This is a genomic window from Leifsonia sp. NPDC056665 (assembly GCF_042791795.1).
GTDB lineage: Bacteria > Actinomycetota > Actinomycetes > Actinomycetales > Microbacteriaceae > Leifsonia.
Genome location: NZ_JBHTXK010000012.1, coordinates 24,908 through 50,107, shown reverse-complemented (window position 1 = coordinate 50,107; position 25,200 = coordinate 24,908). Strand labels below are relative to the sequence as shown.

Sequence of the window (25,200 nt, the reverse complement as noted above, 5' to 3'; positions counted from 1 at the left end):
ACCCGCTCCATCCTCAGCCCCACCAGGAAGCCCGCCCACGGACCCGAACCAGGGAGGTGACCCATGAACGTCCAGCAGTCCATCCGCATCGCACGCGTCCCCCGCGACCAGGGATTCACCCTCATCGAGGTGCTGGTCGCCATGGTGGTGTTCGGCGTCCTCTCCGTCCTGGTCGCATATCTGCTCACCACCGCGATGACCATCACCCGGTCCAATCGATCGAGCGAAGTGGCCGCGAACCTCGCGGCCCAGGCCGTCGACCAGGCCCGCTCGGCCACCGATGTCTTCTCTGTCGTGAGCGGAGTCTCGACCACGACGGTCGACGGCACGACCTACACGGTGACCAAGTCCGCCGGATGGCTGACGAACGCCGGCACGGCCTCCGACTGCGGCACCTCCGGCCTGCTGCAGAACAAGACCCTCAACGTCTCGGTCACCTGGTCGGGGATGCGCAGCGGCGCCAGTCCCGTGCAGGCGAGCACGCTGCTCGCACCGGCCGGCCCGATCAACGACCCGACGACGGGTACCATCATCATCCACGCCCGCAACGCAGCGGGCGGGGGAGTGGCCGGCGTGCCCATCGCCGTCGCCGTCGACAACTCGATCTCCCCCAACACGGCGGCCACGGTCAGCCCCGCACCCTCCGCGACCGACATCGACGGCTGCAGCTACATCCTCAAGGTCGTGCCCGGCTCCTACATCGTGACGATCGGCGCGTCCGGCGACGGCCGGATCAGCAGCGACCAGCAGCAGCCGCTCAAACTCAGCGTGCCGGTCACCGCAGGCCAGTCCTCCGTGCTCGACAAGCAGTACGACACCGCAGCGACGCCGACGCTCACGCTCGCACCCGGCGCGCCGCTGACGACGATGTTCCCCAGCAACCTCACGGTCACCTACGTGCCGCAAGGCGACGCGTACACGGCGCAGGTCGTCAAGACCACCGTCGCCGGCATCACCACCACGAGAACGCCCCTGTTCCCGTTCGCCTCGGGTTACCAGGCGTTCGCCGGCTCGTACACCGCGGTCGGACCGGCTACGGGTGCGAGCCCGCTCTGCTTGTCGGTCGATCCCGCGCAGTGGATCACCCCGAACGCCACCGGCCACGTCGGCGTTCGACAGGATCCGTTCCCCGTCGACGTCGGCTCCGTCGGGACCGTTTCGATGCCGCTGGTCACCGTCAGTGGAGTCTCCACCAAGTGGCTCGTCGCCGTCAGCGCGACAGCAGCCTCGACGGTGGGCGATCCCGGCTGCGCGACCGGGATGTCGATGGCCTTCGCACAGTCGAGCGGGACATCGTCGACCATCGCGCTCCCGTACGGCAGCTGGAAGCTGTACGCGCTCGCCCGTCAGACAGACACGCCCTCGACCTCGACGCTCGTAGCGTCCACCAGCATCACTCTGCCAGCGGGCAGTCCCGCCTTCACGGCGGGCAACATCTTCACGCTCGATCCGAGGCTGCCGTGATCCGGCTGGCGCGCCGCCTCCGTATCCGCGCCGCGCAGTCGCGCGATGCAGGCCTCACGCTGATCGAGCTGCTGGTGGCGATCGCTCTGACCACGGTGGTCATGGCAATGGCCGTCTCGCTGTTCATCATCGGCACGCATAGCTTCAGCCTGGCGCAGTCGATCGACGGCGGCACGCGGCAGGCGTCGAACGGCATGAACCAGGTCGCCCGCATGATCCGCGCGGCGACACCGGACCCGTGGGCCAACCCCGTGGTCGGCGGTCAGCAGGCCGACCCCGCGATCTACGCGGCGTCCGCGCAGTCGATCACGTTCTACGCGTACGTGAACCTGAGCGGGGGCGAGTCGCCCGTGATGGTCACCTACACCGTGAGCAACGGGGTGCTCTGGGAGTACCAGTACGCGGCGACGACGACGGTGGCGGGCGTCAACGGGCACTGGGACTTCACCTACCCGACGGTGACCACGTCACGGGCGCTCTGCAACTCCATCCCCGCATCGACCGCAGTGTTCCGCTACTTCGACAAGACCGGCGCCGAACTCCTCCCGGCGAATCTGACCACCTGGCAGGCGCGCGCGACGGTCACATCGGTGCAGATCACCATCACCATCCAGCCGACGGGCATGGCAAGCGCGGTGACGCTGACCAACACCATCGGCATGGCCAATATCGGATCGGGGTCGTGATGATCACCCTTCTGCGTCGGCGGCTTCGCCGGGTCCGCTCCTCTCGCGACCGCGGTGTCGCGCTGTCGCTGGTCGTCGGAGTCGGTGCGGTCCTGCTGCTCCTGGTCGCGATGACGATGTCGTTCTCGGTCTCCGGGCTGGTCCGCTCCAACCACGACGCGGACTGGGACGCCGCGATGTCGGCCGCGTTCGCCGGCATCGGCGAGTATCAGGGTCGCCTCACCAACGACCCCAGCTACCAGCAGTACGGCAACCCGAACTCGCCCTTCACCATCGCGAACAACTCGCAGGGCACAGTGACGCTTCCGACCGGGACGAATGCCAACCCGGCCTTCGGCGTCACCGCAGGAGGCACCTGGGCGACCGTCCAGCTCACCGATGGCCTTCCTGCCAACGCCTCCTTCCGCTACGAGGTCGACAACTCCAAGTACGCGAGCAACGGCATCCTGCACATCCGCGCCACCGGGCGGGTCGACAACGTCACCCGGAGCGTCGTCGCGAACATCAAGCAGACCGGGTTCACCAACTACGTCTACTTCACAGACTACGAAGAGCTCGACCCGGCGCTCAACGGCGGCGGCTGCCCCAAGGCCTACGCCTGGTCGGGCACCAGCCGGCCGGCGGGCTGCCTGATCAACTTCATCGCCGGTGATACCTTCGACGGCCAGGTGCACTCGAACGACACCCTGAACATCTGCGGCGGTACCTTCAAGCAGAAGGTCTCGACCGCGAACCCCAACCGAAACTCCTCCGGCAACCTGTACACGCAGACCAATTGTTCGGGCACGCCGGTGTTCAGCGCGGGAGCCCCTGTGAACTCCGCGCTCATCACCATGCCGCCACCGCAGGCGCAGCTCGATCAGGTGCGCACGGACATCCCGGCCAAGGTGCCCGTGCCGGGCTGCCTCTACACTGGGCCGACGAAGATCACGTTCTCCGTCTCCGGGGGCACCGCGTACATGAACGTCATCTCGCCGTGGACGGTGAAGACCGAACTCAACCCGTCTGCGGTGCCACCAGGAGGATCGGCGCCGGCCTTCTGCGGCAAGCCCGGCACCGTCGGCGGCACAGCTGCAGCGAACGCCAACACGCTCGCGGACCTGACCAACGGGCAGACCATCGCGATCGGCTCGGCCTCGCAGCTCTACAACAACCTCGCCTACGTGCAGAGTGTGCCGACCACCGTTGGTGATCCGAACTATTGGTCGTCATCGACCTCGCCCAACGCCAACACGCTGAAGTGCGTCGGCGCGGACAACACCAGCGCCGGCAACGGCCTCGGCTACCCGGTGACCAACGAGATCGTCTCGACCTATGCGCCCTACAACTGTCGGGCGGGCGACGTGTTCGTGCAGGGCACCATGCACAGTGCGATGACGATCAACGCCGACCACTTCGCCTGGATCACCGGCAAACTCGTCTACAGCGACCCTGCGAACGACATCCTCGGCCTCGTCGGCGCCGGCGCCGTCTGGGTCTGGGACCCGGAGGTGTGCACGAACCCGACCCCGTTCCCGACCGCCCGCAACACCACCTGCAGCACGAGCAAGGACTACCTGACCTGGGAGGCCACCTCGTCGAGCGGCAACTGCGCGCGGACGATCAACGCGGCCATCCTGTCGAACTACCACAGCTTCGAGGTGCACAATTACTCGTCGGCCTCGTACGCCGGGTATCTCTGCGTGACAGGCTCGATCGCCCAGGAGTATCGCGGTCCCGTGGGCACCGGGTCGAACTCGACGGGATTCCTCAAGCGGTACAGCTATGACAGTCGTCTGCTGAACTCGCCGCCGCCCAAGTTCCCGACCCCGCGCACGACGTCGTACAACGTGGCCACCGAGATCGAGGTCAGGACCGCCTTCTCGGCGACGGGGGCGCCGCTCTCATGACCCTCGCGCTCTTCGCCTTCGCCGTCGGCTTCGTCGCCGTCTTCGGCGCGCTCATCGGCTCGTTCCTGAACGTCGTCGTCTACCGCGTGCCGGCCGGCCGCTCGATCGTGTCCCCGCCCAGCGCGTGCGGCAGCTGCGGCACCGAGATCAAGCCGTACGACAACATTCCCGTCGTCTCCTGGCTGGTGCTGCGCGGCCGCTGCCGGTCGTGCCGCAGCGCGATCTCGGCGCGGTACCCGCTCGTGGAGGCCGCCACCGCCGTGGCATTCGCCGTCGTCGCCTGGTGGTTCTGGGCCGGCCCGCAGGCACCCATCGAGCACACCGGCGTCGCGCTCGCCGCCGGCGTGCTGGAGGTCGTCGCCTACCTCTACCTCGCCGCGATCAGCATCGCCCTCGCCCTCATCGATCTGGACACCCACCGGCTGCCGAACACGATCGTGCTGCCCTCGTACCTCGTCGGTGCCGCCTTGCTCGCAACGGCCGCGGCACTGACCGGCGACTGGGGCGCCCTCCTCGGTGCGGCGATCGGAGGCGTGGTGCTCTACGCGGTCTACCTCCTGCTCGCCCTCGTCTACCCGGGCGGAATGGGCTTCGGCGACGTCAAGCTGGCCGGCGTCCTCGGGATGTTCCTCGGCTATCTGGGATGGGGGCCGCTCATCGTCGGCGGCTTCGCCGCGTTCGTCCTCGGCGGCGTCTTCGCACTCGTTCTCGTCGCCGCCCGGCGTGCCGGAAAAGGCGGCGGTATCCCATTCGGCCCGTGGATGCTGGCCGGAGCCTGGCTCGGCATCCTCGCCGGATCCACGATCTGGAACGCCTACTTGGCGATCCTCGGAGTCGCCTGACGGCGACGCGGCGATCGACCGTCTGAAGAAAAGGAGAATCGTATGGCACGCAGCATCGTCGGCATCGACATCGGCAGCACATCCATTCGTGCCGTCGAGCTCGGTGATCCGAAGAAGCCGAGACCCACGCTTCTGCGCCACTACGAGGTGCCGCTTCCCGACGGCGCGGCGAGTCGCGGGGAAGTCCTCGAGCCCAACACGGTTGCCGCGAGCCTGCGCCAGCTGTGGCAGCAGGGCGGGTTCAAGAGCAAGGAGGTCGTGCTCGGGATGGGGAACCAGCGCGTCCTCGCGCGAGACCTGACCGTTCCGCGCATGTCGCAGACCCGCATCCGCGAGAGCCTGCCCTTCCATGTGCAGGACATGCTGCCGGTTCCCGTCGCAGATGCGCTCCTGGACTTCTACCCGGTCTCCGAGGAGATCGGCGACACAGGCCCCGTCGTCAACGGCCTGCTCGTCGCAGCGGTCAAGGACGCGGTGCTCGGCAACGTGAAGGCGGCCACCCTGGCCGGTCTCACTGCGGTCGACGTCGACCTTCTTCCGTTCGCGGTCTCCCGGGCGCTGATCACCCGGTCCGGGAACAAAGGCACAGTCGCGCTCATCGACATCGGCGCCAACACCACGAGCGTGGTGATCCTCACCGACAACGCGCCGCAGTTCGTGCGCATCATTCCCGCGGGCGGCGCCGAGCTGACGCAGGCGCTTCGGGCCGGGCTGGAAGTCGAGCCGGGAGAGGCCGAGCGGATCAAGGCGACCATCGGTCTCGCCAAACAGGTGTCGAGCCCGCAGGAGCATCAGGCGGTGGAGATCATCTACCGGGTGACCGGCGAGCTCCTCACCAGCCTCCGCAACACGGTCAGCTACTTCGTCAACACTCGCCCCAGCACCCCGGTCGACCGCGTCGTGCTGACCGGTGGCGGCGCCGAGCTTCCCGGTCTGGCCGACGCGCTCGGCGAGATGACCCGGCTGCCCGTCGCCGTCGGGGACCCCTTCCACGCCGTCGCGCTGTCGCGTCATCTCGACGCTACGCTTCTTCGGCAGAACAGGTCGACTCTCTCCGCGGCGGTCGGCCTCGCACTCGGGAGCGCAGCATGAGCCTCATCGCACGGCGGCCGAACGACGCCGATGACACCGCTGAAGGCGCGGCGGGCGCACCCCGTGGCAAGGCCGGCAAGGCCGCCAAGGCGGCGAAGGCGCCGCGCGACCCCAAAGCGCCGAAGGCCCCCAGGGGCCGAACCAAGGACAAGCCGTCCAAGCCGTCCAAGCCGTCCAAGTCGCCCACGTCGCCCAAGGTGACCGAGGCGCGGAAGGCCGACGCCCCACCACGCACCGGCGTCTCCCGACAGGAGGGCCTTGCCGTCGGCGGGGAGCCGCGCGTCGACCTCCTGCCACCCGAGGTCCGGACGGAACGGCGCAACGCGCGAACCCGTCGTGGTTTCGGCTGGGCTGTTCTCATCGTCCTCCTCGTCGTGCTGGCCGCGGCCGGCGGCGCCTTCAGCCTGAACGTGCTCTCGCAGGCGAAGCTGCTCGCCGCGCGAAGCGAGACGGCATCGCTTCTGGCTCAGGAGCAGCGATACGCGCCCGCGCGCGAGGCTCAGAAGCAGGTCGCGCTGGCACAGGCGGCGCAGCAGGCCGGGGCGTCGACCGAGATCGACTGGAAGGCGTTCCTCGACCAGGTCGGGCACGCGCAGCCGGCCGGGTTGGGACTCGCGTCTGTCGCGGTCGACTCGGTCTCTCCGATCGCGCTGTACCAGCAGTCGACCGATCCGCTCCAGGGGCCGCGCATCGGCACGGTCACCGTGGTCGGCACCAGCGCAGCATTGCCGAACGTGCCGGCGTGGGTCGCCGAATTGCAGAAGATCCCCGGCGTCGTAGACGTCGTCCCCGGGACCGTGACGCTGGACGAGGTCAGCCATGTCTACAAGGCGACCGTGACCATCCACGTCTCCGACACCCTCTACACCAAGCGCTTCGAGCCGAAGGACAAGTGACCGCGATGGACAAGACACGTCTCTGGATCATCGGTTCGGTGCTGGCGATGGTCGTCGTTGCCGCCCTCGGTTGGGTGCTCGGAATCCAGCCGCAACTCGATCAGTCGGCAGCAGCCGACGCGCAGACGCTTCTGGTGGAGGGCACCAACACCGCCAGTCAGGGCACGCTGAACAAGCTCAGGAAGGACAGCGAGGCGCTGCCCCAGCTGAAGTCGCAGCTCGACGCGCTCGGACTCGCGATCCCCGCGCAGTCCGACACGCCGGCCTTCATGGACGAGCTCAACTCCCTTGCCGCGGCCAACGGGCTGACGATCACCGTCTCTCAGATCACCGACGGGCAGGGATTCGTCCCTCCGGCCAACCCCGCGGCTCCGGCTCCCGCGGCAACGACCACGGGGAGCGGGTCGACCGCCACGCCGACACCGTCACCGACCCCCACGCCGACGGCCGCACCCACGGCGGTGCCCGGGATGCCGCCGGCCGTAAGCGCGCTCGTCACCAAGGACGACTTCACCGTGATCCCGGTCTCGGTGACCGTCCGTGGCGACTACCCGAACATCGTGGCGTTCGCCGCCGCCGCGCAGAAGGGACAGCGGCTCTTCTTGGTGAACGGCATCGATGTCGGACCCGCCGCCAACGGTCCGGGCTTCGACGGCAAGGTGAGCGGATTCATCTACGTGCTGAAGTCGGGGACGCAGGCCGCTCCGGCGAAGTAGTTCCGTCCGGTCGCACGGCCCGCCCTCCCTCGCCCCGCCGTACCCCGTTGCTACAGTGGGCACCAGATCACAGGGTGCCCACTGGGGGCGCAGCGAGGAGTGCCAGCATGAGCGACACGACACCGGAACCCGCCGACAAGCGGGATGAAGCGGGGTCGGTCGAACCTGCCACTCCGCCTGCGACCGCGCCGGCCGAGTCGGCCGCCGCCGAGCCCGCGCCGCACGCAGAGTCGGCCGCCGCCGAGCCGGCGCCGGCGTCCGCGGGCGAGCCGCACGACACGGACCCGGAGATGAGTGTGCCGCCGTCGGCGCCGGTGTCCGCCCGAGGCCACCTCAACCGTTCTGCTGACGAAGCGGCGGCGGAGGTCCCCGCCGCCCCCGCCTCCACGCCGCCGACCGCGGCGATCGAGCCGGAGCCCGTGACCTCGTCGCCCGACGACGTCGCGGCGGCCGTCGCGCGCTCCTCCAGCGAGCCCGGCGCCACCGCCGCGGGCGACGCGACCGTCGACACCGCCTCTCCTGCGCAGTCCGCCGCGCCGGTCATCATCGCGGGGGAGGCCGCCCAGCAGGCGTCCGCCCAGCAGCAGGCGCCTCAGCCGGCCGCCGCCCCGCAGGGCGAGCCCACCGCCGCGGCCGCTCCGGCTGCGCAGACCCCGCCGCCGTTCATCCCCCAGCCGGTCGCGCCGATCTTCCTGCAGCGCCCAGAGCCGCCCAAGCGCAAGAGCAATCGCGGCGTCGGCATCCTCATCGCCCTGGTCGGCACTGTCGCGTTCGCCGTGCTCTGGGCCGTCGCGGTGGTCGTCGTCGGCGCGATGCTGACGCCGAGCAGCGAGTTCCTGCCGGTGCTCACCCAGTACTTCACGACACAGCTCGCCGGCTGGGCGCCGATCGTGGCGTTCTTCGTCGGGATGGTCGTGCTCATCCAGATAATCAACCGGGCGCGCTGGTGGGCGTACATCCTCGGCGGCCTGGTCGTCGCGGTCTTCGTCTACCTCGTCTACATCGGCGCCGAGCTCTCGGACGCGCACTACCTGTCGCGCAACGCGGAGGAGCAGGCGCTCATCCTCAGCCGCGTCTGGGTGAACCCGTTCGCGGTCCTCGCCGGTGTCATCGCCCGGGAGATGTCGGTCTGGACGGGAGCGTGGCTCGCCGCGCGGGGACGCAAGCTGAAGGCGCGCAACGCGGAGGCGCAGGCCGACTACGAGCAGCAGCTCGCCGACGCCCAGAACCAGGCCGCCAACGCGTACGCTCAGGGGTACTGACCGACCGTACCCATCCGCTTTCGAGGGGGCTCCCATGCGTGAGGAGCGTTCCTACGCCATCGTCGTCGCCTGCTTCGCCGACGTCCTCTACCTGGCCGTCCTCGTCGCGGCGTTCGGGCTGATCTCGCTCGGGACGGACACCGAGGTGATCCCCGACCCGGCCGCCGGGCCGCTGGTCGGGCCGATCATGACGGGCGTGGCTGTGGCCGTGCTCCTCGTCCTCCTGATCCTGACCGGGATCCGCGTGCCGGGCGATCAGCAGCGCATCGCGCCGCTCAACGCGCTCGGCGCCGGCGTCGCGTGCTACCTCGCCTACTGCCTGACCGGGGGAGTGGCGGGCGCGCTCGCCACCGGTGACGTCCTGCACTTCGTGCTGTTCGCCGCCGGGCAGCTCGGCAGCCTCTACGCCATCGCCGCCGGCGCCGCGGCCGTCCTGATCATGCTGCTCTACCAGCTCGTCCTCGTCGGCCGCTTCCGGCAGCGCGGGAGGCCGCGCTGGCCGTGGGAGCGGCCCGGCGACGAGTAGCGCTGCGAGTAGCGCTGCGAGTAACGCTGCGAGTAGCGCGCAGGGTGACCCGAACGGGTGGACGCGGCAGTCCACCCCCGGTCGATACACTGCGGGAACCCGACAGAGAGGTTCCGATGTCCGACGCTCCAGCCTCTGCCCTCCCGGACGACGACACCCTCTTCACACCGGCCCCCGTTCCCGCCGAACCCCGGCGCTCGCACGCGGGCCGCTGGATCCTCGCCCTCATCGCCGCGGTCACCCTCCTGGTCACCGCCGTGGGCGTCACCGTCTCGCTGTCGGCGGTCGTCGCGATCCAGAACCTCCCGCGCACGCTGGTCGCGCAGTACCTGGGCGAGCTCGAGCACGGCCGGGCGGAGGCGGCGATGAAGCTGGCCGGAATCCACGCCAACAGCGGGGACGTGCTGCTCAACGACGCCGCGTACTCCCGGATCACCGACCGCGTCAGCTCCTTCACCGTGCAGTCCCCGGTCACCCGCGGCGCCACCACGACCGTGCAGGCGCAGATCACGCAGGGCGATCACACGTACAACCGCTCGTTCGTCGTGGAGCAGGAGGGAGGCCTCCCCGGGCTCCCGTTCTGGCGCCTCGGCCGCATCGAGCCCGACACCGTCGACCTCATGGTCGAGGGCCCGGCGGGCATCCAGTACGCGGTCGCCGGCGTGAAGCCGCAGAACATGCCGCTCGCCACCGACGTCACCCTCCGCGCGCTGCCCGGCACGTACCCGGTGGAGCTCGTCTCGAAAAGCGCGAACTTCGACGTCCCCATGAGCGCGATCACCAGCACTCCCGCCGGCAGCGCCGCCTCACCCACGGTGTTCACCGCCCGACTCTCCGACGGCGGCCAGGCGGCGGCGCGCACCGCGATCAACACCTGGCTGGACGGGTGCGTCGCCTCGCACGACGCCGTGCCGGCCAACTGCCCGTTCGGCACCTACGCGGACAGCGCCGCCGACGACATCAGCAACGTGAGCTGGCAGCTCCACACCCGGCCGGACGTCACGATCGACCCGGTGTGGACGACGGGCGGCTGGACGGTCGACAGCACGTCGGGCAGCATCTCGGCGGAGGCGACACTGACCCGCAGGTCCGACGGCGCGACCGGCCAGGGCTACACCGACCCGTGGAGCTTCGACTTCCGCGGCATCCTGACCTTCGACGGCGGCGGCGGCGGCGCGCTCTTCACCCCGTTGATCGCGAACGACGGGCCTCCCGCGCAGGCAGGCGCGTGAGGCCGCTCCGCACCCGTTCGATCACGGCCACCGGGATCATCCCGACGAGCCACGGCAGGTCCTGGAGCAGATAGCGCCTCACCAGGCGCGACGGGTCCTGTCCCATCCGCCACACCCACTCCAGCCCGAGCCGGCGCATCAGGTGCGGCGCGCGCGGGAAGTGCCCGGTGTTCATCTGCGCGGCAGCCCCGGCCCCGATGAAGACGATGCTCTCGGGATGCCTCGCCCGCAGCTCCAGGATCAGGCGCTCCTGCTTCGGGAAGCCCAGGCAGACGAACAGCACGTCCGGCCGCACCCGCTCGATGAACGCGCTCGCGGCGTCGATCAGTGCCGAGCTGCCCGGCTCGGCGAACGGGAGAGCGGCTCCGTGGACGTGCGCGTGGCCGCGCGCACGGTAGAACGCCTCCGCCTCGGCCGCGTGCGCCCCGACGATGCCGACGCGCAGGTCGGCCGCGGCCGGGTGCTCGATGACCGCGTTCATCAGGTCGGTCCCGGTGACGCGGGGGAACCGGCCCTTGCCCGCGATCCGCAGCAGCCAGGTGAGCGGGACGCCGTCGACGGTCCAGAAGGAGGTCTGCTCCTCGAGCTCGGGGAGGCCGACCGTGCGCAGGTGGCGCGAGATCGAGACGTTCGAGGTGACGACGATCCCGCCGTCCGCGCGGGCGAGGTCGATGACGTGGCGGCTGGACTCGTCGAGGTCCGCCCGGTCGAGCTGGAGGCCGCCCAGGACGGCGCGTTCGAAGGTCTGCATCCGCAAAGATTGACATATATATAGTGGATGCCAGGCTCGGGGCGGCGCGAGCGGCAGCCGCTGCGGCGCATCGTGGCGCCGATGATCACCCCGGACTTCACCGGGCGCGTCTGTCGCGCACCCGACGACGCTCCACCCTTTCGCTGTGCGCGGACAGCCCGGTAGCACGCCCTCGCTCATTTGACCGCCCACCGCGCGGACGATAGTATTTATCGGGTGTGCGCTCTGACGCGCGCTTGTTGTGTGCTCGCGAGAGCCGACACCGAGCGGGCCGGCACGTACTCATCCGATGGGCGGAGAGACCGCACGGAATCACCGCCCCCACGGCATATCGGCCATCGGTCCGATACTCCCCAACTCCTCGATCGCCTGCGAAGCGGGTCGCTCGGGGTGCGGGGAAAAAAGCGACAACTGTCACCGTGCAGTCCATATAAGGAGAAGTTCAGTGCCAACCATTCAGCAGTTGGTTCGGAAGGGCCGGACGCCGAAGGTCACCAAGACCAAGGCTCCCGCCCTGAAGTCCAACCCCCAGCAGCGCGGCGTGTGCACCCGTGTCTACACCACCACCCCCAAGAAGCCGAACTCCGCGCTCCGCAAGGTCGCGCGCGTCAAGCTCTCGAACGGGACCGAGGTCACCGCGTACATCCCCGGTGAGGGCCACAACCTGCAGGAGCACTCGATGGTGCTCGTCCGCGGCGGCCGTGTGAAGGACCTGCCCGGCGTCCGCTACAAGATCGTCCGTGGCGCGCTCGACACCCAGGCCGTCAAGAACCGCAAGCAGGCTCGCAGCCGCTACGGCGCGAAGATGGAGAAGAAGTAATGCCTCGCAAGGGTCCCGCTCCGAAGCGCCCCGTCGTCGCCGACCCGGTGTACGGCGCGCCGGTCGTCAGCCAGCTCGTCAACAAGATCCTCCTCGACGGCAAGAAGGGCCTCGCCGAGCGCATCGTCTACGACGCGCTCGAGGGCGTCTCGACCAAGTCCGGCCAGGACGCGGTCGTCCTCCTCAAGAAGGCGCTCGACAACATCCGCCCGACCCTCGAGGTCCGCAGCCGCCGCGTCGGTGGCTCGACCTACCAGGTCCCGGTCGAGGTCAAGCCGCACCGCGCGAACACCCTCGCGCTGCGCTGGCTCACCAGCTACGCCAAGGGCCGTCGCGAGAAGACGATGACCGAGCGTCTCACCAACGAGATCCTCGACGCCTCCAACGGTCTGGGCGCCGCTGTCAAGCGCCGCGAGGACACGCACAAGATGGCCGAGTCGAACAAGGCCTTCGCCCACTACCGCTGGTAACACTTTTCGTCGTCCGGGCGTTGCACTCGTAGGAGTGCCACGCCCGGGCGGCACCCCTTCCACTTTCTACTTTTCGGAGGAATCCCTGTGGCACAGGACGTGCTCACCGACCTCAACAAGGTCCGCAACATCGGCATCATGGCCCACATCGATGCCGGCAAGACCACCACGACCGAGCGCATCCTGTTCTACACGGGCGTCAACCACAAGATCGGTGAGACGCACGACGGCGCCTCGACCACCGACTGGATGGAGCAGGAGAAGGAGCGCGGCATCACCATCACGTCCGCCGCGGTCACCTGCTTCTGGAACAAGAACCAGATCAACATCATCGACACCCCGGGTCACGTCGACTTCACGGTCGAGGTGGAGCGCTCGCTCCGCGTCCTCGACGGTGCCGTCGCCGTCTTCGACGCGAAGGAGGGCGTCGAGCCCCAGTCGGAGACCGTGTGGCGTCAGGCCGACAAGTACATCGTTCCGCGCATCTGCTTCGTCAACAAGATGGACAAGCTGGGCGCCGACTTCTACTTCACCGTCGACACCATCGTCTCCCGCCTCGGCGCCAAGCCGCTGGTGATGCAGCTCCCGATCGGCGCGGAGTCCGACTTCGTCGGCGTCGTCGACCTGGTCGAGATGCGCGCGCTGGTCTGGCCCGGCGACGCCAAGGGCGACGTGACCATGGGCGCCAAGTACGAGGTCCAGGAGATCCCCGCCGACCTTCAGGAGAAGGCCGAGGAGTACCGCAACCGTCTCCTCGAGACCGTCGCCGAGACCGACGACGCGCTGCTCGAGAAGTTCTTCGCCGGCGAAGAGATCACCATCCCGGAGATCAAGGCCGCCATCCGCAAGCTCACGGTCAACAACGAGATCTACCCGGTCCTCTGCGGCTCCGCGTTCAAGAACCGCGGTGTGCAGCCGATGCTCGACGCCGTGATCGACTACCTCCCGTCGCCGCTCGACGTGCCCGCCATCGAGGCGCACAACCCGCGCGACGAGGAGCAGGTCATCCTGCGCCACGCCGACGCCACCGAGCCGTTCTCTGCGCTCGCGTTCAAGGTCGCCGTGCACCCGTTCTTCGGTCGCCTGACCTACGTCCGCGTGTACTCGGGCCGCGTCGACTCCGGAGCCGGTGTCGTGAACTCGACCAAGGGCAAGAAGGAGCGCATCGGCAAGATCTTCCAGATGCACGCCAACAAGGAGAACCCGGTCGACTTCGTCACCGCCGGCAACATCTACGCGGTGATCGGCCTCAAGGACACCACCACCGGTGACACCCTGAGCGACCCGGACCACCAGGTCGTCCTCGAGTCGATGACCTTCCCGGAGCCCGTCATCGAGGTCGCCATCGAGCCGAAGACCAAGGCCGACCAGGAGAAGCTCGGCACGGCCATCCAGAAGCTCGCCGAAGAGGACCCGACGTTCCGCACCGAGCAGAACCAGGAGACCGGTCAGACGGTCATCAAGGGCATGGGCGAGCTGCACCTCGACATCCTCGTGGACCGCATGAAGCGCGAGTTCAACGTCGAGGCCAACGTCGGCAAGCCGCAGGTGGCTTACCGCGAGACCCTCCGCCGCACGGTGGAGAAGTACGACTACACCCACAAGAAGCAGACCGGTGGTTCCGGTCAGTTCGCTAAGGTGCAGATCACCCTGGAGCCGCTCGAGGTGACCCCGGAGACCTCGTACGAGTTCGTGAACGCCGTCACCGGCGGTCGCGTCCCGCGCGAGTACATCCCCTCGGTCGACGCGGGCATCCAGGACGCGATGCAGGTCGGCGTGCTCGCCGGCTTCCCGACGGTGGGTGTCAAGGCGATCCTCGTCGACGGTGCCTCGCACGACGTCGACTCCTCGGAGATGGCGTTCAAGATCGCCGGCTCGATGGCCTACAAGGAGGCTGCGCGCAAGGCGAACCCGGTGCTCCTCGAGCCGCTCATGGCGGTCGAGGTGCGTACGCCGGAGGAGTACATGGGCGACGTCATCGGCGACCTCAACTCCCGCCGTGGACAGATCCAGTCCATGGAGGACGCGAGCGGCGTCAAGGTCGTCCGCGCCAACGTCCCGCTGTCCGAGATGTTCGGCTACATCGGCGACCTGAGGTCCAAGACCTCTGGCCGTGCGGTGTACTCGATGCAGTTCGACAGCTACGCGGAGGTCCCGAAGGCTGTGGCCGACGAGATCGTCCAGAAGAGCAAGGGCGAGTGACCTCGGTCACTGCTCTCAGGCAACATCCCGTAACATAAGAAACCAATCCCGTAGGCCCTCCGGTCGAAATCCGTCGACCGGGGTGTCTGCACGAGAGTCCTGAGGAGGACCACAGTGGCTAAGGCCAAGTTCGAGCGGACTAAGCCGCACGTGAACATCGGAACCATCGGTCACGTCGACCACGGCAAGACGACGCTCACCGCGGCGATCTCCAAGGTGCTTGCTGACAAGTACCCGTCGGCGACCAACGTGCAGCGCGACTTCGCGTCGATCGACTCGGCTCCGGAAGAGCGTCAGCGTGGTATCACGATCAACATCTCGCACGTCGAGTACGAGACCCCGAAGCGTCACTACGCGCATGTCGACGCCCCGGGTCACGCCGACTACATCAAGAACATGATCACCGGTGCGGCCCAGATGGACGGCGCGATCCTCGTGGTCGCCGCCACCGACGGCCCGATGGCTCAGACCCGCGAGCACGTGCTGCTGGCCAAGCAGGTCGGCGTTCCGTACCTGCTCGTCGCGCTGAACAAGTCCGACATGGTCGACGACGAGGAGATCCTGGAGCTCGTCGAGCTCGAGGTCCGCGAGCTGCTCTCCAGCCAGGACTTCGACGGCGACAACGCCCCGGTCGTGCGCGTCTCGGGCCTCAAGGCTCTCGAGGGCGACGAGAAGTGGGTCCAGTCGGTCCTCGACCTCATGGACGCCGTCGACGAGTCCATCCCGGACCCGGTGCGCGACAAGGACAAGCCGTTCCTGATGCCGATCGAGGACGTCTTCACGATCACCGGTCGTGGCACCGTCGTCACCGGTCGCGCCGAGCGTGGCACCCTCGCCATCAACTCCGAGGTCGAGATCGTCGGCATCCGCCCGACGCAGAAGACCACGGTCACTGGTATCGAGATGTTCCACAAGCAGCTCGACGAGGCCTGGGCCGGCGAGAACTGTGGTCTGCTCCTCCGCGGCACCAAGCGCGAGGACGTGGAGCGCGGCCAGGTCGTCGTGAAGCCGGGTTCGGTCACGCCGCACACCAACTTCGAGGGCACTGCCTACATCCTCTCGAAGGAGGAGGGTGGCCGTCACAACCCCTTCTACACGAACTACCGCCCGCAGTTCTACTTCCGTACCACCGACGTCACCGGCGTCATCTCGCTGCCCGAGGGCACCGAGATGGTCATGCCCGGCGACACCACCGACATGTCGGTCGAGCTGATCCAGCCGATCGCCATGGAGGAGGGCCTCGGCTTCGCCATCCGTGAGGGTGGCCGCACCGTTGGCGCCGGTACGGTGACCAAGATCAACAAGTAAGTCCCCGCCCGGTCCACCGGGCAGGCATTTCGGCTGAGGGCCGGACCCGCAAGGGTCCGGCCCTTCGTCGTTTGGTGGAGTGGAAGAGATGTGATAAATATTGGTGGCCCCATCTAACACCTAAGGTGATCACGCATGCCCCCGCACCCTTTCCGCGCCCGTACCCGCTCCCTTTCGACCCGTCTCGTCGCCGCAGTCGGAGGTCTCGCCCTCGTCGCGGCGCCGCTCACCCTCGCCGGGCCGGCCGCCCTGGCCGACCCGGCTCAAACGGTGACAGACGGGACGGCGTCCCCCGTCGAGTCCTTCGTCGCGCAGCTCGTCGGCGAGGGCGTCACCACCTCGGGCATCCGTTTCACCGGCGACCCGCGCGCGATCGGCTCCTTCGCCGGGATGGACGCGCTCGGTCTCGCGTCGGGCGTCGCGCTCAGCACCGGTCGGGTCGCGGAGATCCCCGGCCCTCACGGGCACAGCCTGTCGACGCGGCTGGGCACTCCGGGAGACGAGGACGCCACCGCCCTGGCGGGCGCGCGGACCCGGGACGCGGCCGTCCTGGAGTTCGATGTCGTGCCGACCTCGACCTCCCTCTCGATCGACTACGTGTTCGGCTCGGCCGAGTACAACGACTGGGTCGGCAAAGGCTTCAACGACGTGTTCGGCTTCTTCGTCAACGGCGCGAACTGCGCGGTGATCGGGGAGGCGCCCGTCAGCGTCGACTCCGTGAACGCGGGCAGCAACGCGGACCTGTTCGTGGACAACACGGCCGGTTCGGTCGACACGGCGCTCAACGGCTTCACCGTACCGCTGCGCTGCGTCGCTCCGGTGTCGCCGCACGAGCAGAACCACGTCAAGCTCGTGATCGCGGATGTCTCGGACGCGATCCTCGACTCGGTCGTGCTCCTGGCCGCGGGCGGCGTCGTGTCGAACGCTCCGCCGACGGCGGCCGATGTCGCGTTCACCCTGTCGGCGGGGTCGTCGGCCTCCGTGGAGTTCCCCGGCACGGACCCGGACGGCGACGAGCTGACGTACGCGGTCGTCTCCGAGCCGGCCCACGGCACGCCGGTCGAGCGGCTCCGGCGGCGTCTACACCCCCGACGCGGGCTTCTCCGGGGCCGATGCGTTCGAGTACACCGTCAGCGACGGTCACTCCACCGCCGGCCCGTACCGGGTGGACATCGAGGTGGTCGAGGACGCCTCGCTCACGCCGACCGTCCGCGACCTGCGTTACACCGCGTTCGCGGGGGAGGACACGCCGATCAGCCTGGTGGCCTCCGCTGCGGACGGTTCTGTTCCGGACGAGAAGTCTGTCCGGATCGACGTCGTGGCCGAGCCGTCCCACGGCGTCCTCAGTGGCGAGGGGGCGCACCGGAGCTACCGGAGCGACCCTGCACACGTCGGAGCCGACGCGTTCGTCTACACCGCCACCGTGGAGGGCCGGACGAGCGCGTCCGCGACCGTGACTCTGGATGTCGTCACCCGGCCGGTGCCGGCCATCACCGGCCGCACTGTTCCGGTCTTCCCGCCCGGACCGGTGTCTGTGACGGAGCGCTCGCGCGCTCTCGCCGGTACCGGATCCTCCGTCGAGATCAGCCCGCTTGCGACTCTGGCGATCGGCGCCGGCGCGGCCGGTGCGGCGGTCCTCGGTCTCGGTCTCCTCCAGCGATCGCGACGCACCCGTTCCTGCGCATGAGGTCGCAGGGGTTTACCTCTCGCCAGGTCGGGCGCAGAATGAGGGCACCGTTTCAACCGAACGGGTCCGTCGACGAAGGGAGAGTGCCTATGGTGAGCATGGACCTCGCAAACCAGACCAAGCCGCTGACCGGAGCACGGACGAAGAGTTCGGAAACCGCCTAGGCGGTCTTGGAACCACGAGAGCGGCGGCGCGAGGCGCCGTTCGGGAGCGGGATCGGCGAACGCCGGTCCCGTTCTCCTGCGTCAGGGGGCCCGCTCCGGTCCCAGACCCAGTTCCGCGAGCCGGGTCTGCGGATCGAGGGTGATTCCCTCCCGGATCAGGAACTCCCGCATCAGATCGACGCGCCGCCCGGTGGCCCAGCGCCAGCGGACCACTCGCAGCCCCGCCGACTCGATCCACCTGTCGCGTTCCGCGCGCGCCGCTAGGGCCCGCCTCACGTCCGGGAAGCGTCGAAGGGCCGGATGCTGCAGCTTCTCGGCCCCGTCCGCCTCGCCCGCGATCCCGAGCTCAGGCCAGCAGAAGTCGAGCCGGTCGGTCACGCCGAACAGGTCCTGCACGCGGAGCTGCAACTCGGGTGGGGGAGCCCCCGCCAGCGCCATCGTCGCCCGGCTGACCGACTCGAGCGGCGACTCGGCACGCCCGTCCGCGAACCGCGCGACCGCGAGAGCGCGGCGCCGCTCCTCCGGATCGGTCAGCGCTCCGGCGGCGTCGACGAGCCCGGCACAGGTCGCGAGCGGGACCCGATCCCCGAACGCGCCCGCATGGAGGGCGTGGTCGGCGAGCACCACGCCCTCCACGAACGACGTCCGCCCCGCCAGTGCCGCCACGGTCTCGGCGACCGGCGTCGCGATGAGCCCTTGTGTGCGCACGGGCGCCACCCCGGCCATCCGCCGATGCGTCACGATCCCGTGGGCGGCGCTCTCAGCGGGTCCCACGGCGACGACATGGATGGTCGCCGGCGGAGGGTTGAGCAAGGGGAGCCCGTGAACGATCGCCGCCGACCAGTACGCGAACACGGGAGGCCTCGCCCGCATCGCGGCGAACAGGTGCAGCCGCTCGACCTGCTCCCTCCGCGACCGCCTCCGATCGATCTGCTGAAGGGTCGCATGGCGCCCGGGTTCGACCGCACGCAGGTGCAGGCGGTGGAGCCGGGCGGAGCTGGAGGCGTCGTGGAGTGCTGTCATGATCCCAGCTTGGCGATGGCAATGCGGCGGCGGGCGGGGCGACGGAAATCTGTGGAAAACGCGTCGCTCTGACGCGGCTGTGGAGGAAGTTCAGACGCCCGTTGACCGCCCGCGACACGCCCGGGTTGCAGCATTGCTCCGCATCTGGCAAACTTGTCTAGTTCAACATTTCGGAACGAGCGCGCTGACGTGCGCTCCGGACGGATCACTGCCAGGCAGTGCATAGCCCACCGCGAGAGTCTTCGGACCGGCGGTCGAGGGGTTAGGCCGCAGGTAGCAGGACATGCTCACAATCGACATCTTCGAAAAGCAGGGATTCCTCTGTGCCTCGAGGCGTGCGGTGAGTTGACAGAAGAATAGTGGCGTTTCCCACGCGTACGTCGCACTGCGTCCAATGCGAGCGCGGTTCGTAAGAGCCGTCTCGTACGACGCCATAACAAGAGAGAGAGTCAGACATGGCGGGACAGAAGATCCGCATTCGGCTTAAGTCGTATGACCACGAGGTCATCGACACCTCGGCGCGCAAGATCGTCGACACGGTGACCCGTGCAGGCGCGACCGTCGTCGGCCCGGTGCCGCTTCCCACCGAGAAGAACGTGGTGTGCGTCATCCGTTCGCCCCACAAGTACAAGGACAGCCGCGAGCACTTCGAGATGCGCACGCACAAGCGGCTGATCGACATCATCGACCCGACGCCGAAGGCCGTCGACTCGCTCATGCGTCTCGACCTGCCCGCCGACGTCAACATCGAGATCAAGCTCTAAGGGGGAGTGCCGCTATGTCCAACATCGACACCAAGACCTCCAAGGGACTCCTCGGCAAGAAGCTCGGCATGACCCAGGTCTGGGACGAGAACAACAAGCTCATCCCCGTGACCGTCATCGAGATCACGCCGAACGTCGTGACCCAGGTCCGCACCCCCGAGGTCGACGGCTACAACGCCGTCCAGATCGCCTACGGCCAGATCGACCCGCGCAAGGTCAACAAGCCGGCCGCCGGCCACTTCGACAAGGCGGGCGTCACGCCGCGCCGTCACCTCACCGAGGTCCGCACCGCTGACGCCGCCGAGTACTCGGCCGGCCAGGAGCTCACCGTGGACGCCACCTTCGAGGCCGGCCAGCTGGTCGACGTCGTCGGCACCTCCAAGGGCAAGGGCTTCGCCGGTGTCATGAAGCGCCACAACTTCAAGGGCGTCTCCGCCTCGCACGGTGCGCACCGCAACCACCGCAAGCCGGGCTCCATCGGCGCCTCCTCGACCCCGAGCCGTGTCTTCAAGGGCATGCGCATGGCCGGTCGTATGGGTGGCGAGCGCGTGACCGTCCTGAACCTCAAGGTCCAGGCCGTCGACGCCGAGAAGGGCCTGCTGCTCGTCAAGGGCGCCGTTCCCGGCGCTCGTGGCCGCATCGTTTTCGTCCGCAACGCAGTGAAGGGGGCCTAAGCAGATGGCTACCTCGATTGACGTCGTCGACCTCAAGGGCAAGAAGGCCGGCTCCATCGAGCTTCCGGACTCCCTGTTCGACGTTCAGACCAACATCCCGCTGATCCACCAGGTCGTGACCGCTCAGCTCGCCGCGGCGCGCCAGGGCACCCACAAGACCAAGGGTCGTGGCGAGGTCTCCGGCGCCGGCCGCAAGCCGTTCAAGCAGAAGGGCACCGGTCGCGCTCGTCAGGGCTCGATCCGCGCTCCTCAGATGACCGGCGGTGGCGTCGTCCACGGACCGAACCCGCGCGACTACTCGCAGCGCACCCCGAAGAAGATGATCGCCGCTGCTCTGCTCGGCGCCCTCTCGGACCGCGCCCGCGGCAGCCGCCTCCACGCCGTGCAGGCGTTCACGACCGGCGAGGTCCCCTCGACCAAGGCCGTCGTGGAGCTGCTCAACGGCGTCGCGACCTCCCGCCACGTCCTCGTGGTGCTGGAGCGCGACGACGAGCTCGCTTTCAAGAGCGTGCGCAACGTCCCGTCCGTGCACGTGCTGACCTACGACCAGCTGAACGCCTACGACGTCCTGGTGAGCGACGACATCGTCTTCTCGCAGGCCGCGCTCGAGGGCTTCATCTCGTCCAAGACCCAGAAGGAAGAGGTGAACGCGTAATGGCCGCCGTCAACAAGGACCCGCGCGACATCATCATCGCCCCGGTCGTCTCCGAGAAGAGCTACGGCCTGATCGACGAAGGCAAGTACACCTTCATCGTCGACCCGCGTTCGAACAAGACCGAGATCAAGCTCGCCATCGAGTCGATCTTCAAGGTCGAGGTCGCGTCGATCAACACCCTGAACCGTCAGGGCAAGACCCGCCGCACCAAGTTCGGCACCGGCAAGCGCAAGGACACCAAGCGTGCCATCGTCACGCTGAAGTCCGGTTCCATCGACATCTTCACGGCCGTCGGCTAAGCGAAGGACTAGAGGAAGACAGACATGGCTATTCGTAACTACAAGCCCACGACCCCCGGTCGTCGCGGCTCCTCGGTCGCCGACTTCGCCGAGATCACCCGCTCGACGCCGGAGAAGTCCCTTCTCCGTCCGCTGTCGAAGACCGGTGGCCGCAACAACCAGGGCCGCATCACGACCCGTCACATCGGTGGTGGCCACAAGCGCCAGTACCGCGTGATCGACTTCCGTCGCAACGACAAGGACGGCGTCAACGCCAAGGTCGCGCACATCGAGTACGACCCCAACCGCACCGCGCGCATCGCGCTGCTCCACTTCGTGGACGGCACCAAGCGCTACATCCTGGCTCCGGCCGGGCTGAAGCAGGGCGACGTGATCGAGTCGGGCGCCGGCTCGGACATCAAGCCGGGCAACAACCTGCCGCTGCGCAACATCCCGACCGGTACCGTCGTGCACGCCATCGAGCTGAAGCCGGGCGGTGGCGCCAAGATGGCCCGCTCCGCCGGCGCCTCGGTGCGTCTCGTCGCGAAGGACGGCCCCTACGCCCAGCTCCGCCTGCCCTCTGGCGAGGTCCGCAACGTCGACGTCCGCTGCCGCGCGACGATCGGCGAGGTCGGCAACGCCGAGCAGTCGAACATCAACTGGGGCAAGGCCGGCCGTATGCGCTGGAAGGGCGTCCGCCCGACCGTCCGCGGTGTCGCCATGAACCCCATCGACCACCCGCACGGTGGTGGTGAGGGCAAGACCTCCGGTGGTCGCCACCCGGTCAGCCCGTGGGGTCAGAAGGAAGGCCGCACGCGCCACCCCAACAAGGAAAGCGACAAGCTCATCGTCCGCCGTCGTAACGCCGGCAAGAAGCGTAAGTAGGAGTTCGAGAAGATGCCACGCAGTCTCAAGAAGGGCCCCTTCGTCGACGAGCACCTGTTTCGCAAGGTGGTCGCCGCTAACGAGGCCAACAGCAAGAACGTGATCAAGACCTGGTCGCGCCGCTCGATGATCGTCCCGGCCATGCTGGGTCACACCATCGCGGTGCACGACGGTCGCAAGCACATCCCGGTGTTCGTCACCGAGACCATGGTCGGTCACAAGCTGGGCGAGTTCGCGCCCACGCGTACCTTCCGTGGTCACGTGAAGGACGACAAGAAGGGTCGCCGCCGCTAACGCGGTGGCGTAAGGAGGAGAGAAATGGTGGAGTCGATCGCACGCGTGCGTCACATCCGCGTCACCCCCATGAAGGCCCGCCGCGTCGTCAACCTGATCCGCGGCAAGCAGGCCCAGGAGGCCCTGGCCATCCTGAAGTTCGCCCCGCAGAGCGCGAGCGAGCCGGTCTACAAGCTCGTCGCCTCGGCGATCGCCAACGCGCGTGTCAAGGCCGACCAGAGCAACACCTACCTGGACGAGCAGGACCTGTACGTGAGCAAGGCCTTCGTGGACGAGGGCACCACGCTCAAGCGGTTCCAGCCGCGCGCACAGGGTCGGGCCTTCCGGATCAACAAGCGCACCAGCCACATCACGATCGTCCTCGCGACGCCGGACGAGGCTGAGGTTGCGAACGCTACGAAGAAGGCGAGCAAGTAATGGGCCAGAAAGTCAACCCGTACGGCTTCCGTCTGGGAATCACGACCGACCACGTGTCGCGCTGGTTCTCCGACAGCACGAAGAAGGGTCAGCGTTACAGCGACTACCTCGCTGAGGACGTCAAGATCCGCACGCTGCTGAAGACCTCGCTCGACCGCGCGGGCGTGTCCCGCATCGAGATCGAGCGCACCCGCGACCGCGTCCGCGTCGACATCCACACCGCCCGTCCGGGCATCGTGATCGGTCGTCGTGGCGCCGAGGCCGAGCGCATCCGCTCCGACCTCGAGAAGCTCTCGGGCAAGCAGATTCAGCTGAACATCCTCGAGGTCAAGAACCCCGAGGCCGACGCTCAGCTCGTCGCCCAGGGCATCGCCGAGCAGCTCGCCGCCCGCGTGGCCTTCCGCCGCGCGATGCGCAAGGGCCTGCAGGGCGCTCAGCGCGCCGGCGCCAAGGGTGTCCGCATCCAGGTGTCGGGCCGCCTCGGCGGCGCCGAGATGAGCCGCTCGGAGTTCTACCGCGAGGGTCGTGTGCCGCTGCACACGCTCCGCGCCAACATCGACTACGGCTTCTACGAGGCCAAGACCACCTTCGGTCGCATCGGTGTCAAGGTGTGGATCTACAAGGGCGACATCACGAACAAGGAGCTTGCCCGCGAGCAGGCCAACCAGAAGCCGTCGCGCGAGCGCAACGACCGTGACCGTGGTCCGCGTCGCGGCGGTGGCCGGGGCAACGCCCCCGCCGCCGAGACCGCGCCGGCCGCAGCAGGAGTTGAGGCATAACCATGTTGATCCCACGCAGAGTCAAGCACCGCAAGCAGCACCACCCCGGCCGTAGCGGCCAGGCGACCGGTGGCACGAAGGTCTCCTTCGGCGAGTTCGGCATCCAGGCCTTGACCCCCGCTTATGTGACCAACCGTCAGATCGAGTCCGCTCGTATCGCCATGACGCGTCACATCAAGCGTGGCGGCAAGGTGTGGATCAACATCTACCCGGACCGTCCGCTCACGAAGAAGCCTGCCGAGACCCGAATGGGTTCCGGTAAGGGTTCCCCCGAGTGGTGGGTCGCGAACGTCAAGCCGGGTCGGGTCCTCTTCGAGGTCTCCGGCGTCTCCGAGGAACTCGCTCGTGAGGCAATGACCCGTGCAATCCACAAGCTGCCCCTCAAGGCACGCATCATCAAGCGCGAGGAGGGCGACGCGTAATGGCGATCGGCACCAAGGAGCTCGCTCCCAGCGAGCTCGACACCTTTGAAGACGAGCGTCTGATCGACGAGCTGAAGAAGGCCAAGGAAGAGCTGTTCAACCTGCGCTTCCAGTCGGCCACCGGTCAGCTCGAGAGCCACGGCCGCCTGCGTGCGGTCAAGCGCGACATCGCTCGTATCTACACCGTGATCCGCGAGCGCGAGCTCGGGATCCGGGCGACCCCGGCCCCGGCCGACGTGACGCCCGCCAAGGCAGAGAAGAAGAGCAAGGCGAAGAAGGAGGCCGCTGAGGCCCCCGAGGTCGCCGAGACCGAGACTGAGGAGGCCAAGTAATGGCTGAGACCACCAAGGCTGCGGCCGCGGAGTCGGCGGCCGACGAGGCCCTCGCCCGTGGTTACCGCAAGGCCCGTCGCGGGTACGTCGTCAGCGACAAGATGGACAAGACCATCGTCGTCGAGGTCGAAGACCGCGTGAAGCACCCCCTGTACGGCAAGGTCCTCCGCCGCACCTCCAAGGTGAAGGCGCACGACGAGAACAACAGCGCCGGCATCGGCGACCTCGTTCTCATCAACGAGACCCGTCCGCTGAGCGCCTCCAAGCGGTGGCGCCTGGTTGAGATTCTGGAGAAGGCCAAGTGATTCAGCAGGAATCCCGACTCAAGGTCGCCGACAACACCGGCGCCAAGGAGCTTCTCACCATCCGCGTCCTCGGCGGCTCCAGCCGTCGCTACGCCGGCCTGGGTGACGTCATCGTCGCCACGGTCAAGGACGCGATCCCCGGCGGCAACGTCAAGAAGGGCGATGTCGTCAAGGCGGTCGTCGTGCGCGTGCGGAAGAACACCCGCCGCCCGGACGGCTCCTACATCAAGTTCGACGAGAACGCCGCCGTGATCCTGAAGAACGACGGTGACCCCCGCGGCACCCGTATCTTCGGCCCGGTCGGCCGTGAGCTTCGCGACAAGAAGTTCATGAAGATCATCTCGCTGGCCCCGGAGGTGCTGTAA

29 protein-coding genes and 2 pseudogenes are annotated in these 25,200 nt (G+C 68.2%); 29 read left to right on the top strand and 2 right to left on the bottom strand.

The annotated features are described in order from the left end of the window. Positions 1-63 precede the first annotated feature (63 nt). The 10 genes from ACFQ9V_RS12780 (at position 64) to ACFQ9V_RS12735 (ending at position 10,605) form a co-directional block, all read left to right on the top strand. Positions 64-1,464 (top strand): prepilin-type N-terminal cleavage/methylation domain-containing protein, encoded by a 1,401-nt coding sequence (locus ACFQ9V_RS12780; protein ID WP_382459508.1) that lies wholly within the window; start codon positions 64-66, stop codon positions 1,462-1,464. Beyond that, complete coding sequence (locus ACFQ9V_RS12775; RefSeq protein WP_382459507.1) at positions 1,461-2,150, top strand: type II secretion system protein J; 690 nt, start codon at positions 1,461-1,463, stop codon at positions 2,148-2,150. The genes ACFQ9V_RS12780 and ACFQ9V_RS12775 overlap by 4 nt, the downstream gene beginning before the upstream one ends. Continuing rightward, positions 2,147-4,039 carry a hypothetical protein gene (locus ACFQ9V_RS12770; protein WP_382459506.1) on the top strand — a complete coding sequence of 631 codons (1,893 nt, stop codon included), beginning with the start codon at positions 2,147-2,149 and terminating at the stop codon, positions 4,037-4,039. Before ACFQ9V_RS12775 ends, ACFQ9V_RS12770 begins: the two co-directional genes overlap by 4 nt. Next, positions 4,036-4,881 carry a prepilin peptidase gene (locus tag ACFQ9V_RS12765; protein WP_382459505.1) on the top strand — a complete coding sequence of 282 codons (846 nt, stop codon included), beginning with the start codon at positions 4,036-4,038 and terminating at the stop codon, positions 4,879-4,881. The genes ACFQ9V_RS12770 and ACFQ9V_RS12765 overlap by 4 nt, the downstream gene beginning before the upstream one ends. Before the next feature lie 42 nt (positions 4,882-4,923). Then, positions 4,924-5,973 carry a type IV pilus assembly protein PilM gene (pilM, locus tag ACFQ9V_RS12760; protein WP_382459504.1) on the top strand — a complete coding sequence of 350 codons (1,050 nt, stop codon included), beginning with the start codon at positions 4,924-4,926 and terminating at the stop codon, positions 5,971-5,973. After that, a complete protein-coding gene (locus ACFQ9V_RS12755) occupies positions 5,970-6,869 on the top strand; it encodes a hypothetical protein (RefSeq protein WP_382459503.1) in 900 nt (299 codons plus the stop codon). Before pilM ends, ACFQ9V_RS12755 begins: the two co-directional genes overlap by 4 nt. A 5-nt stretch (positions 6,870-6,874) precedes the next feature. Further along, on the top strand, positions 6,875-7,585 hold the full coding sequence (locus ACFQ9V_RS12750; RefSeq protein WP_382459502.1) for a type 4a pilus biogenesis protein PilO: 711 nt from the start codon (positions 6,875-6,877) through the stop codon (positions 7,583-7,585). Positions 7,586-7,692: 107 nt separating this feature from the next. After that, complete coding sequence (locus ACFQ9V_RS12745) at positions 7,693-8,847, top strand: hypothetical protein (protein WP_382459501.1); 1,155 nt, start codon at positions 7,693-7,695, stop codon at positions 8,845-8,847. 34 nt (positions 8,848-8,881) lie between these two features. Then, entirely contained in the window at positions 8,882-9,373 is a 492-nt protein-coding gene (locus ACFQ9V_RS12740; RefSeq protein ID WP_382459500.1) for a DUF6121 family protein, read from the top strand. A gap of 116 nt (positions 9,374-9,489) precedes the next feature. Continuing rightward, entirely contained in the window at positions 9,490-10,605 is a 1,116-nt protein-coding gene (locus ACFQ9V_RS12735; protein ID WP_382459499.1) for a hypothetical protein, read from the top strand. Here the strand turns inward: ACFQ9V_RS12735 and ACFQ9V_RS12730 are convergent. Further along, positions 10,556-11,356, bottom strand: coding sequence for a WecB/TagA/CpsF family glycosyltransferase (locus tag ACFQ9V_RS12730; RefSeq protein WP_382459498.1), 801 nt, complete (start codon positions 11,354-11,356; stop codon positions 10,556-10,558). The genes ACFQ9V_RS12735 and ACFQ9V_RS12730 overlap by 50 nt on opposite strands. 445 nt (positions 11,357-11,801) lie before the next feature. Here ACFQ9V_RS12730 and rpsL point away from each other — a divergent pair, with 445 nt between their 5' ends. From rpsL to ACFQ9V_RS12695, 7 genes and pseudogenes are all read left to right on the top strand, one after another. Continuing rightward, the gene (rpsL, locus tag ACFQ9V_RS12725; RefSeq protein WP_055913929.1) at positions 11,802-12,176 is read left to right on the top strand and encodes a 30S ribosomal protein S12; all 375 of its coding nucleotides are present in this window, start codon (positions 11,802-11,804) and stop codon (positions 12,174-12,176) included. Then, positions 12,176-12,646 (top strand): 30S ribosomal protein S7, encoded by a 471-nt coding sequence (gene rpsG, locus ACFQ9V_RS12720; RefSeq protein WP_382459497.1) that lies wholly within the window; start codon positions 12,176-12,178, stop codon positions 12,644-12,646. The genes rpsL and rpsG overlap by 1 nt, the downstream gene beginning before the upstream one ends. An 87-nt stretch (positions 12,647-12,733) precedes the next feature. Beyond that, entirely contained in the window at positions 12,734-14,848 is a 2,115-nt protein-coding gene (fusA, locus tag ACFQ9V_RS12715) for an elongation factor G (RefSeq protein WP_382459496.1), read from the top strand. Between the two features lie 114 nt (positions 14,849-14,962). Then, positions 14,963-16,156, top strand: a complete 1,194-nt coding sequence (gene tuf / locus ACFQ9V_RS12710) for an elongation factor Tu (protein WP_055913937.1) — start codon at positions 14,963-14,965, stop codon at positions 16,154-16,156. Positions 16,157-16,291: 135 nt separating this feature from the next. Next, a pseudogene (locus tag ACFQ9V_RS12705) lies at positions 16,292-17,005 on the top strand (choice-of-anchor L domain-containing protein); the annotation flags it as partial. Between the two features lie 241 nt (positions 17,006-17,246). After that, positions 17,247-17,309, top strand: a pseudogene (locus ACFQ9V_RS12700) (hypothetical protein); the annotation flags it as partial. Positions 17,310-17,321: 12 nt separating this feature from the next. Then, the gene (locus tag ACFQ9V_RS12695; protein ID WP_382459495.1) at positions 17,322-17,843 is read left to right on the top strand and encodes an Ig-like domain-containing protein; all 522 of its coding nucleotides are present in this window, start codon (positions 17,322-17,324) and stop codon (positions 17,841-17,843) included. A gap of 245 nt (positions 17,844-18,088) precedes the next feature. On the opposite strand, the gene ACFQ9V_RS12690 is transcribed toward ACFQ9V_RS12695, so the two are convergent. Next, on the bottom strand, positions 18,089-19,030 hold the full coding sequence (locus ACFQ9V_RS12690; RefSeq protein WP_382459494.1) for a hypothetical protein: 942 nt from the start codon (positions 19,028-19,030) through the stop codon (positions 18,089-18,091). Between the two features lie 455 nt (positions 19,031-19,485). Here ACFQ9V_RS12690 and rpsJ point away from each other — a divergent pair, with 455 nt between their 5' ends. From rpsJ to rplN, 12 genes are read left to right on the top strand one after another with little or no spacing between them, the layout of a single operon-like run. Continuing rightward, positions 19,486-19,794: a 30S ribosomal protein S10 gene (gene rpsJ / locus ACFQ9V_RS12685; RefSeq protein ID WP_005050520.1), complete on the top strand. Its 309-nt coding sequence runs from the start codon at positions 19,486-19,488 to the stop codon at positions 19,792-19,794. A gap of 14 nt (positions 19,795-19,808) precedes the next feature. Beyond that, a complete protein-coding gene (rplC, locus tag ACFQ9V_RS12680) occupies positions 19,809-20,468 on the top strand; it encodes a 50S ribosomal protein L3 (RefSeq protein WP_055913953.1) in 660 nt (219 codons plus the stop codon). 4 nt (positions 20,469-20,472) lie between these two features. Next, complete coding sequence (gene rplD / locus ACFQ9V_RS12675) at positions 20,473-21,123, top strand: 50S ribosomal protein L4 (RefSeq protein WP_382459493.1); 651 nt, start codon at positions 20,473-20,475, stop codon at positions 21,121-21,123. Continuing rightward, a complete protein-coding gene (rplW, locus tag ACFQ9V_RS12670) occupies positions 21,123-21,422 on the top strand; it encodes a 50S ribosomal protein L23 (RefSeq protein ID WP_382459492.1) in 300 nt (99 codons plus the stop codon). Before rplD ends, rplW begins: the two co-directional genes overlap by 1 nt. 24 nt (positions 21,423-21,446) lie before the next feature. Continuing rightward, positions 21,447-22,286 (top strand): 50S ribosomal protein L2, encoded by an 840-nt coding sequence (gene rplB, locus ACFQ9V_RS12665; protein WP_382459491.1) that lies wholly within the window; start codon positions 21,447-21,449, stop codon positions 22,284-22,286. A 12-nt stretch (positions 22,287-22,298) separates the two neighbouring features. Further along, a complete protein-coding gene (gene rpsS, locus ACFQ9V_RS12660; protein WP_018191964.1) occupies positions 22,299-22,580 on the top strand; it encodes a 30S ribosomal protein S19 in 282 nt (93 codons plus the stop codon). A gap of 24 nt (positions 22,581-22,604) precedes the next feature. After that, positions 22,605-22,997: a 50S ribosomal protein L22 gene (gene rplV / locus ACFQ9V_RS12655; RefSeq protein WP_345834049.1), complete on the top strand. Its 393-nt coding sequence runs from the start codon at positions 22,605-22,607 to the stop codon at positions 22,995-22,997. Beyond that, a complete protein-coding gene (gene rpsC, locus ACFQ9V_RS12650) occupies positions 22,997-23,776 on the top strand; it encodes a 30S ribosomal protein S3 (protein ID WP_382459490.1) in 780 nt (259 codons plus the stop codon). Before rplV ends, rpsC begins: the two co-directional genes overlap by 1 nt. Before the next feature lie 2 nt (positions 23,777-23,778). Then, complete coding sequence (gene rplP / locus ACFQ9V_RS12645) at positions 23,779-24,198, top strand: 50S ribosomal protein L16 (RefSeq protein ID WP_055894786.1); 420 nt, start codon at positions 23,779-23,781, stop codon at positions 24,196-24,198. Further along, positions 24,198-24,530: a 50S ribosomal protein L29 gene (rpmC, locus tag ACFQ9V_RS12640; RefSeq protein ID WP_370054595.1), complete on the top strand. Its 333-nt coding sequence runs from the start codon at positions 24,198-24,200 to the stop codon at positions 24,528-24,530. The genes rplP and rpmC overlap by 1 nt, the downstream gene beginning before the upstream one ends. Then, positions 24,530-24,835, top strand: coding sequence for a 30S ribosomal protein S17 (gene rpsQ / locus ACFQ9V_RS12635; RefSeq protein WP_382459489.1), 306 nt, complete (start codon positions 24,530-24,532; stop codon positions 24,833-24,835). The genes rpmC and rpsQ overlap by 1 nt, the downstream gene beginning before the upstream one ends. Continuing rightward, positions 24,832-25,200, top strand: coding sequence for a 50S ribosomal protein L14 (gene rplN / locus ACFQ9V_RS12630; protein WP_021759574.1), 369 nt, complete (start codon positions 24,832-24,834; stop codon positions 25,198-25,200). Before rpsQ ends, rplN begins: the two co-directional genes overlap by 4 nt.

Coding starts and splice junctions, on each gene's coding strand:
- rplP (WP_055894786.1), top strand. CDS start 23,779: ATGTTGATCCCACGCAGAGTCAAGCACCGCAAGCAGCACCACCCCGGC.
- rplD (WP_382459493.1), top strand. CDS start 20,473: ATGGCTACCTCGATTGACGTCGTCGACCTCAAGGGCAAGAAGGCCGGC.
- rplV (WP_345834049.1), top strand. CDS start 22,605: ATGGTGGAGTCGATCGCACGCGTGCGTCACATCCGCGTCACCCCCATG.
- rpsG (WP_382459497.1), top strand. CDS start 12,176: ATGCCTCGCAAGGGTCCCGCTCCGAAGCGCCCCGTCGTCGCCGACCCG.
- ACFQ9V_RS12740 (WP_382459500.1), top strand. CDS start 8,882: ATGCGTGAGGAGCGTTCCTACGCCATCGTCGTCGCCTGCTTCGCCGAC.
- ACFQ9V_RS12730 (WP_382459498.1), bottom strand. CDS start 11,356: ATGCAGACCTTCGAACGCGCCGTCCTGGGCGGCCTCCAGCTCGACCGG.
- ACFQ9V_RS12755 (WP_382459503.1), top strand. CDS start 5,970: ATGAGCCTCATCGCACGGCGGCCGAACGACGCCGATGACACCGCTGAA.
- rpsJ (WP_005050520.1), top strand. CDS start 19,486: ATGGCGGGACAGAAGATCCGCATTCGGCTTAAGTCGTATGACCACGAG.
- rplB (WP_382459491.1), top strand. CDS start 21,447: ATGGCTATTCGTAACTACAAGCCCACGACCCCCGGTCGTCGCGGCTCC.
- ACFQ9V_RS12745 (WP_382459501.1), top strand. CDS start 7,693: ATGAGCGACACGACACCGGAACCCGCCGACAAGCGGGATGAAGCGGGG.
- rplW (WP_382459492.1), top strand. CDS start 21,123: ATGGCCGCCGTCAACAAGGACCCGCGCGACATCATCATCGCCCCGGTC.
- rpmC (WP_370054595.1), top strand. CDS start 24,198: ATGGCGATCGGCACCAAGGAGCTCGCTCCCAGCGAGCTCGACACCTTT.
- ACFQ9V_RS12780 (WP_382459508.1), top strand. CDS start 64: ATGAACGTCCAGCAGTCCATCCGCATCGCACGCGTCCCCCGCGACCAG.
- pilM (WP_382459504.1), top strand. CDS start 4,924: ATGGCACGCAGCATCGTCGGCATCGACATCGGCAGCACATCCATTCGT.
- rplC (WP_055913953.1), top strand. CDS start 19,809: ATGTCCAACATCGACACCAAGACCTCCAAGGGACTCCTCGGCAAGAAG.
- ACFQ9V_RS12750 (WP_382459502.1), top strand. CDS start 6,875: ATGGACAAGACACGTCTCTGGATCATCGGTTCGGTGCTGGCGATGGTC.
- rpsS (WP_018191964.1), top strand. CDS start 22,299: ATGCCACGCAGTCTCAAGAAGGGCCCCTTCGTCGACGAGCACCTGTTT.
- ACFQ9V_RS12735 (WP_382459499.1), top strand. CDS start 9,490: ATGTCCGACGCTCCAGCCTCTGCCCTCCCGGACGACGACACCCTCTTC.
- rpsQ (WP_382459489.1), top strand. CDS start 24,530: ATGGCTGAGACCACCAAGGCTGCGGCCGCGGAGTCGGCGGCCGACGAG.
- ACFQ9V_RS12690 (WP_382459494.1), bottom strand. CDS start 19,030: ATGACAGCACTCCACGACGCCTCCAGCTCCGCCCGGCTCCACCGCCTG.
- rpsC (WP_382459490.1), top strand. CDS start 22,997: ATGGGCCAGAAAGTCAACCCGTACGGCTTCCGTCTGGGAATCACGACC.
- ACFQ9V_RS12765 (WP_382459505.1), top strand. CDS start 4,036: ATGACCCTCGCGCTCTTCGCCTTCGCCGTCGGCTTCGTCGCCGTCTTC.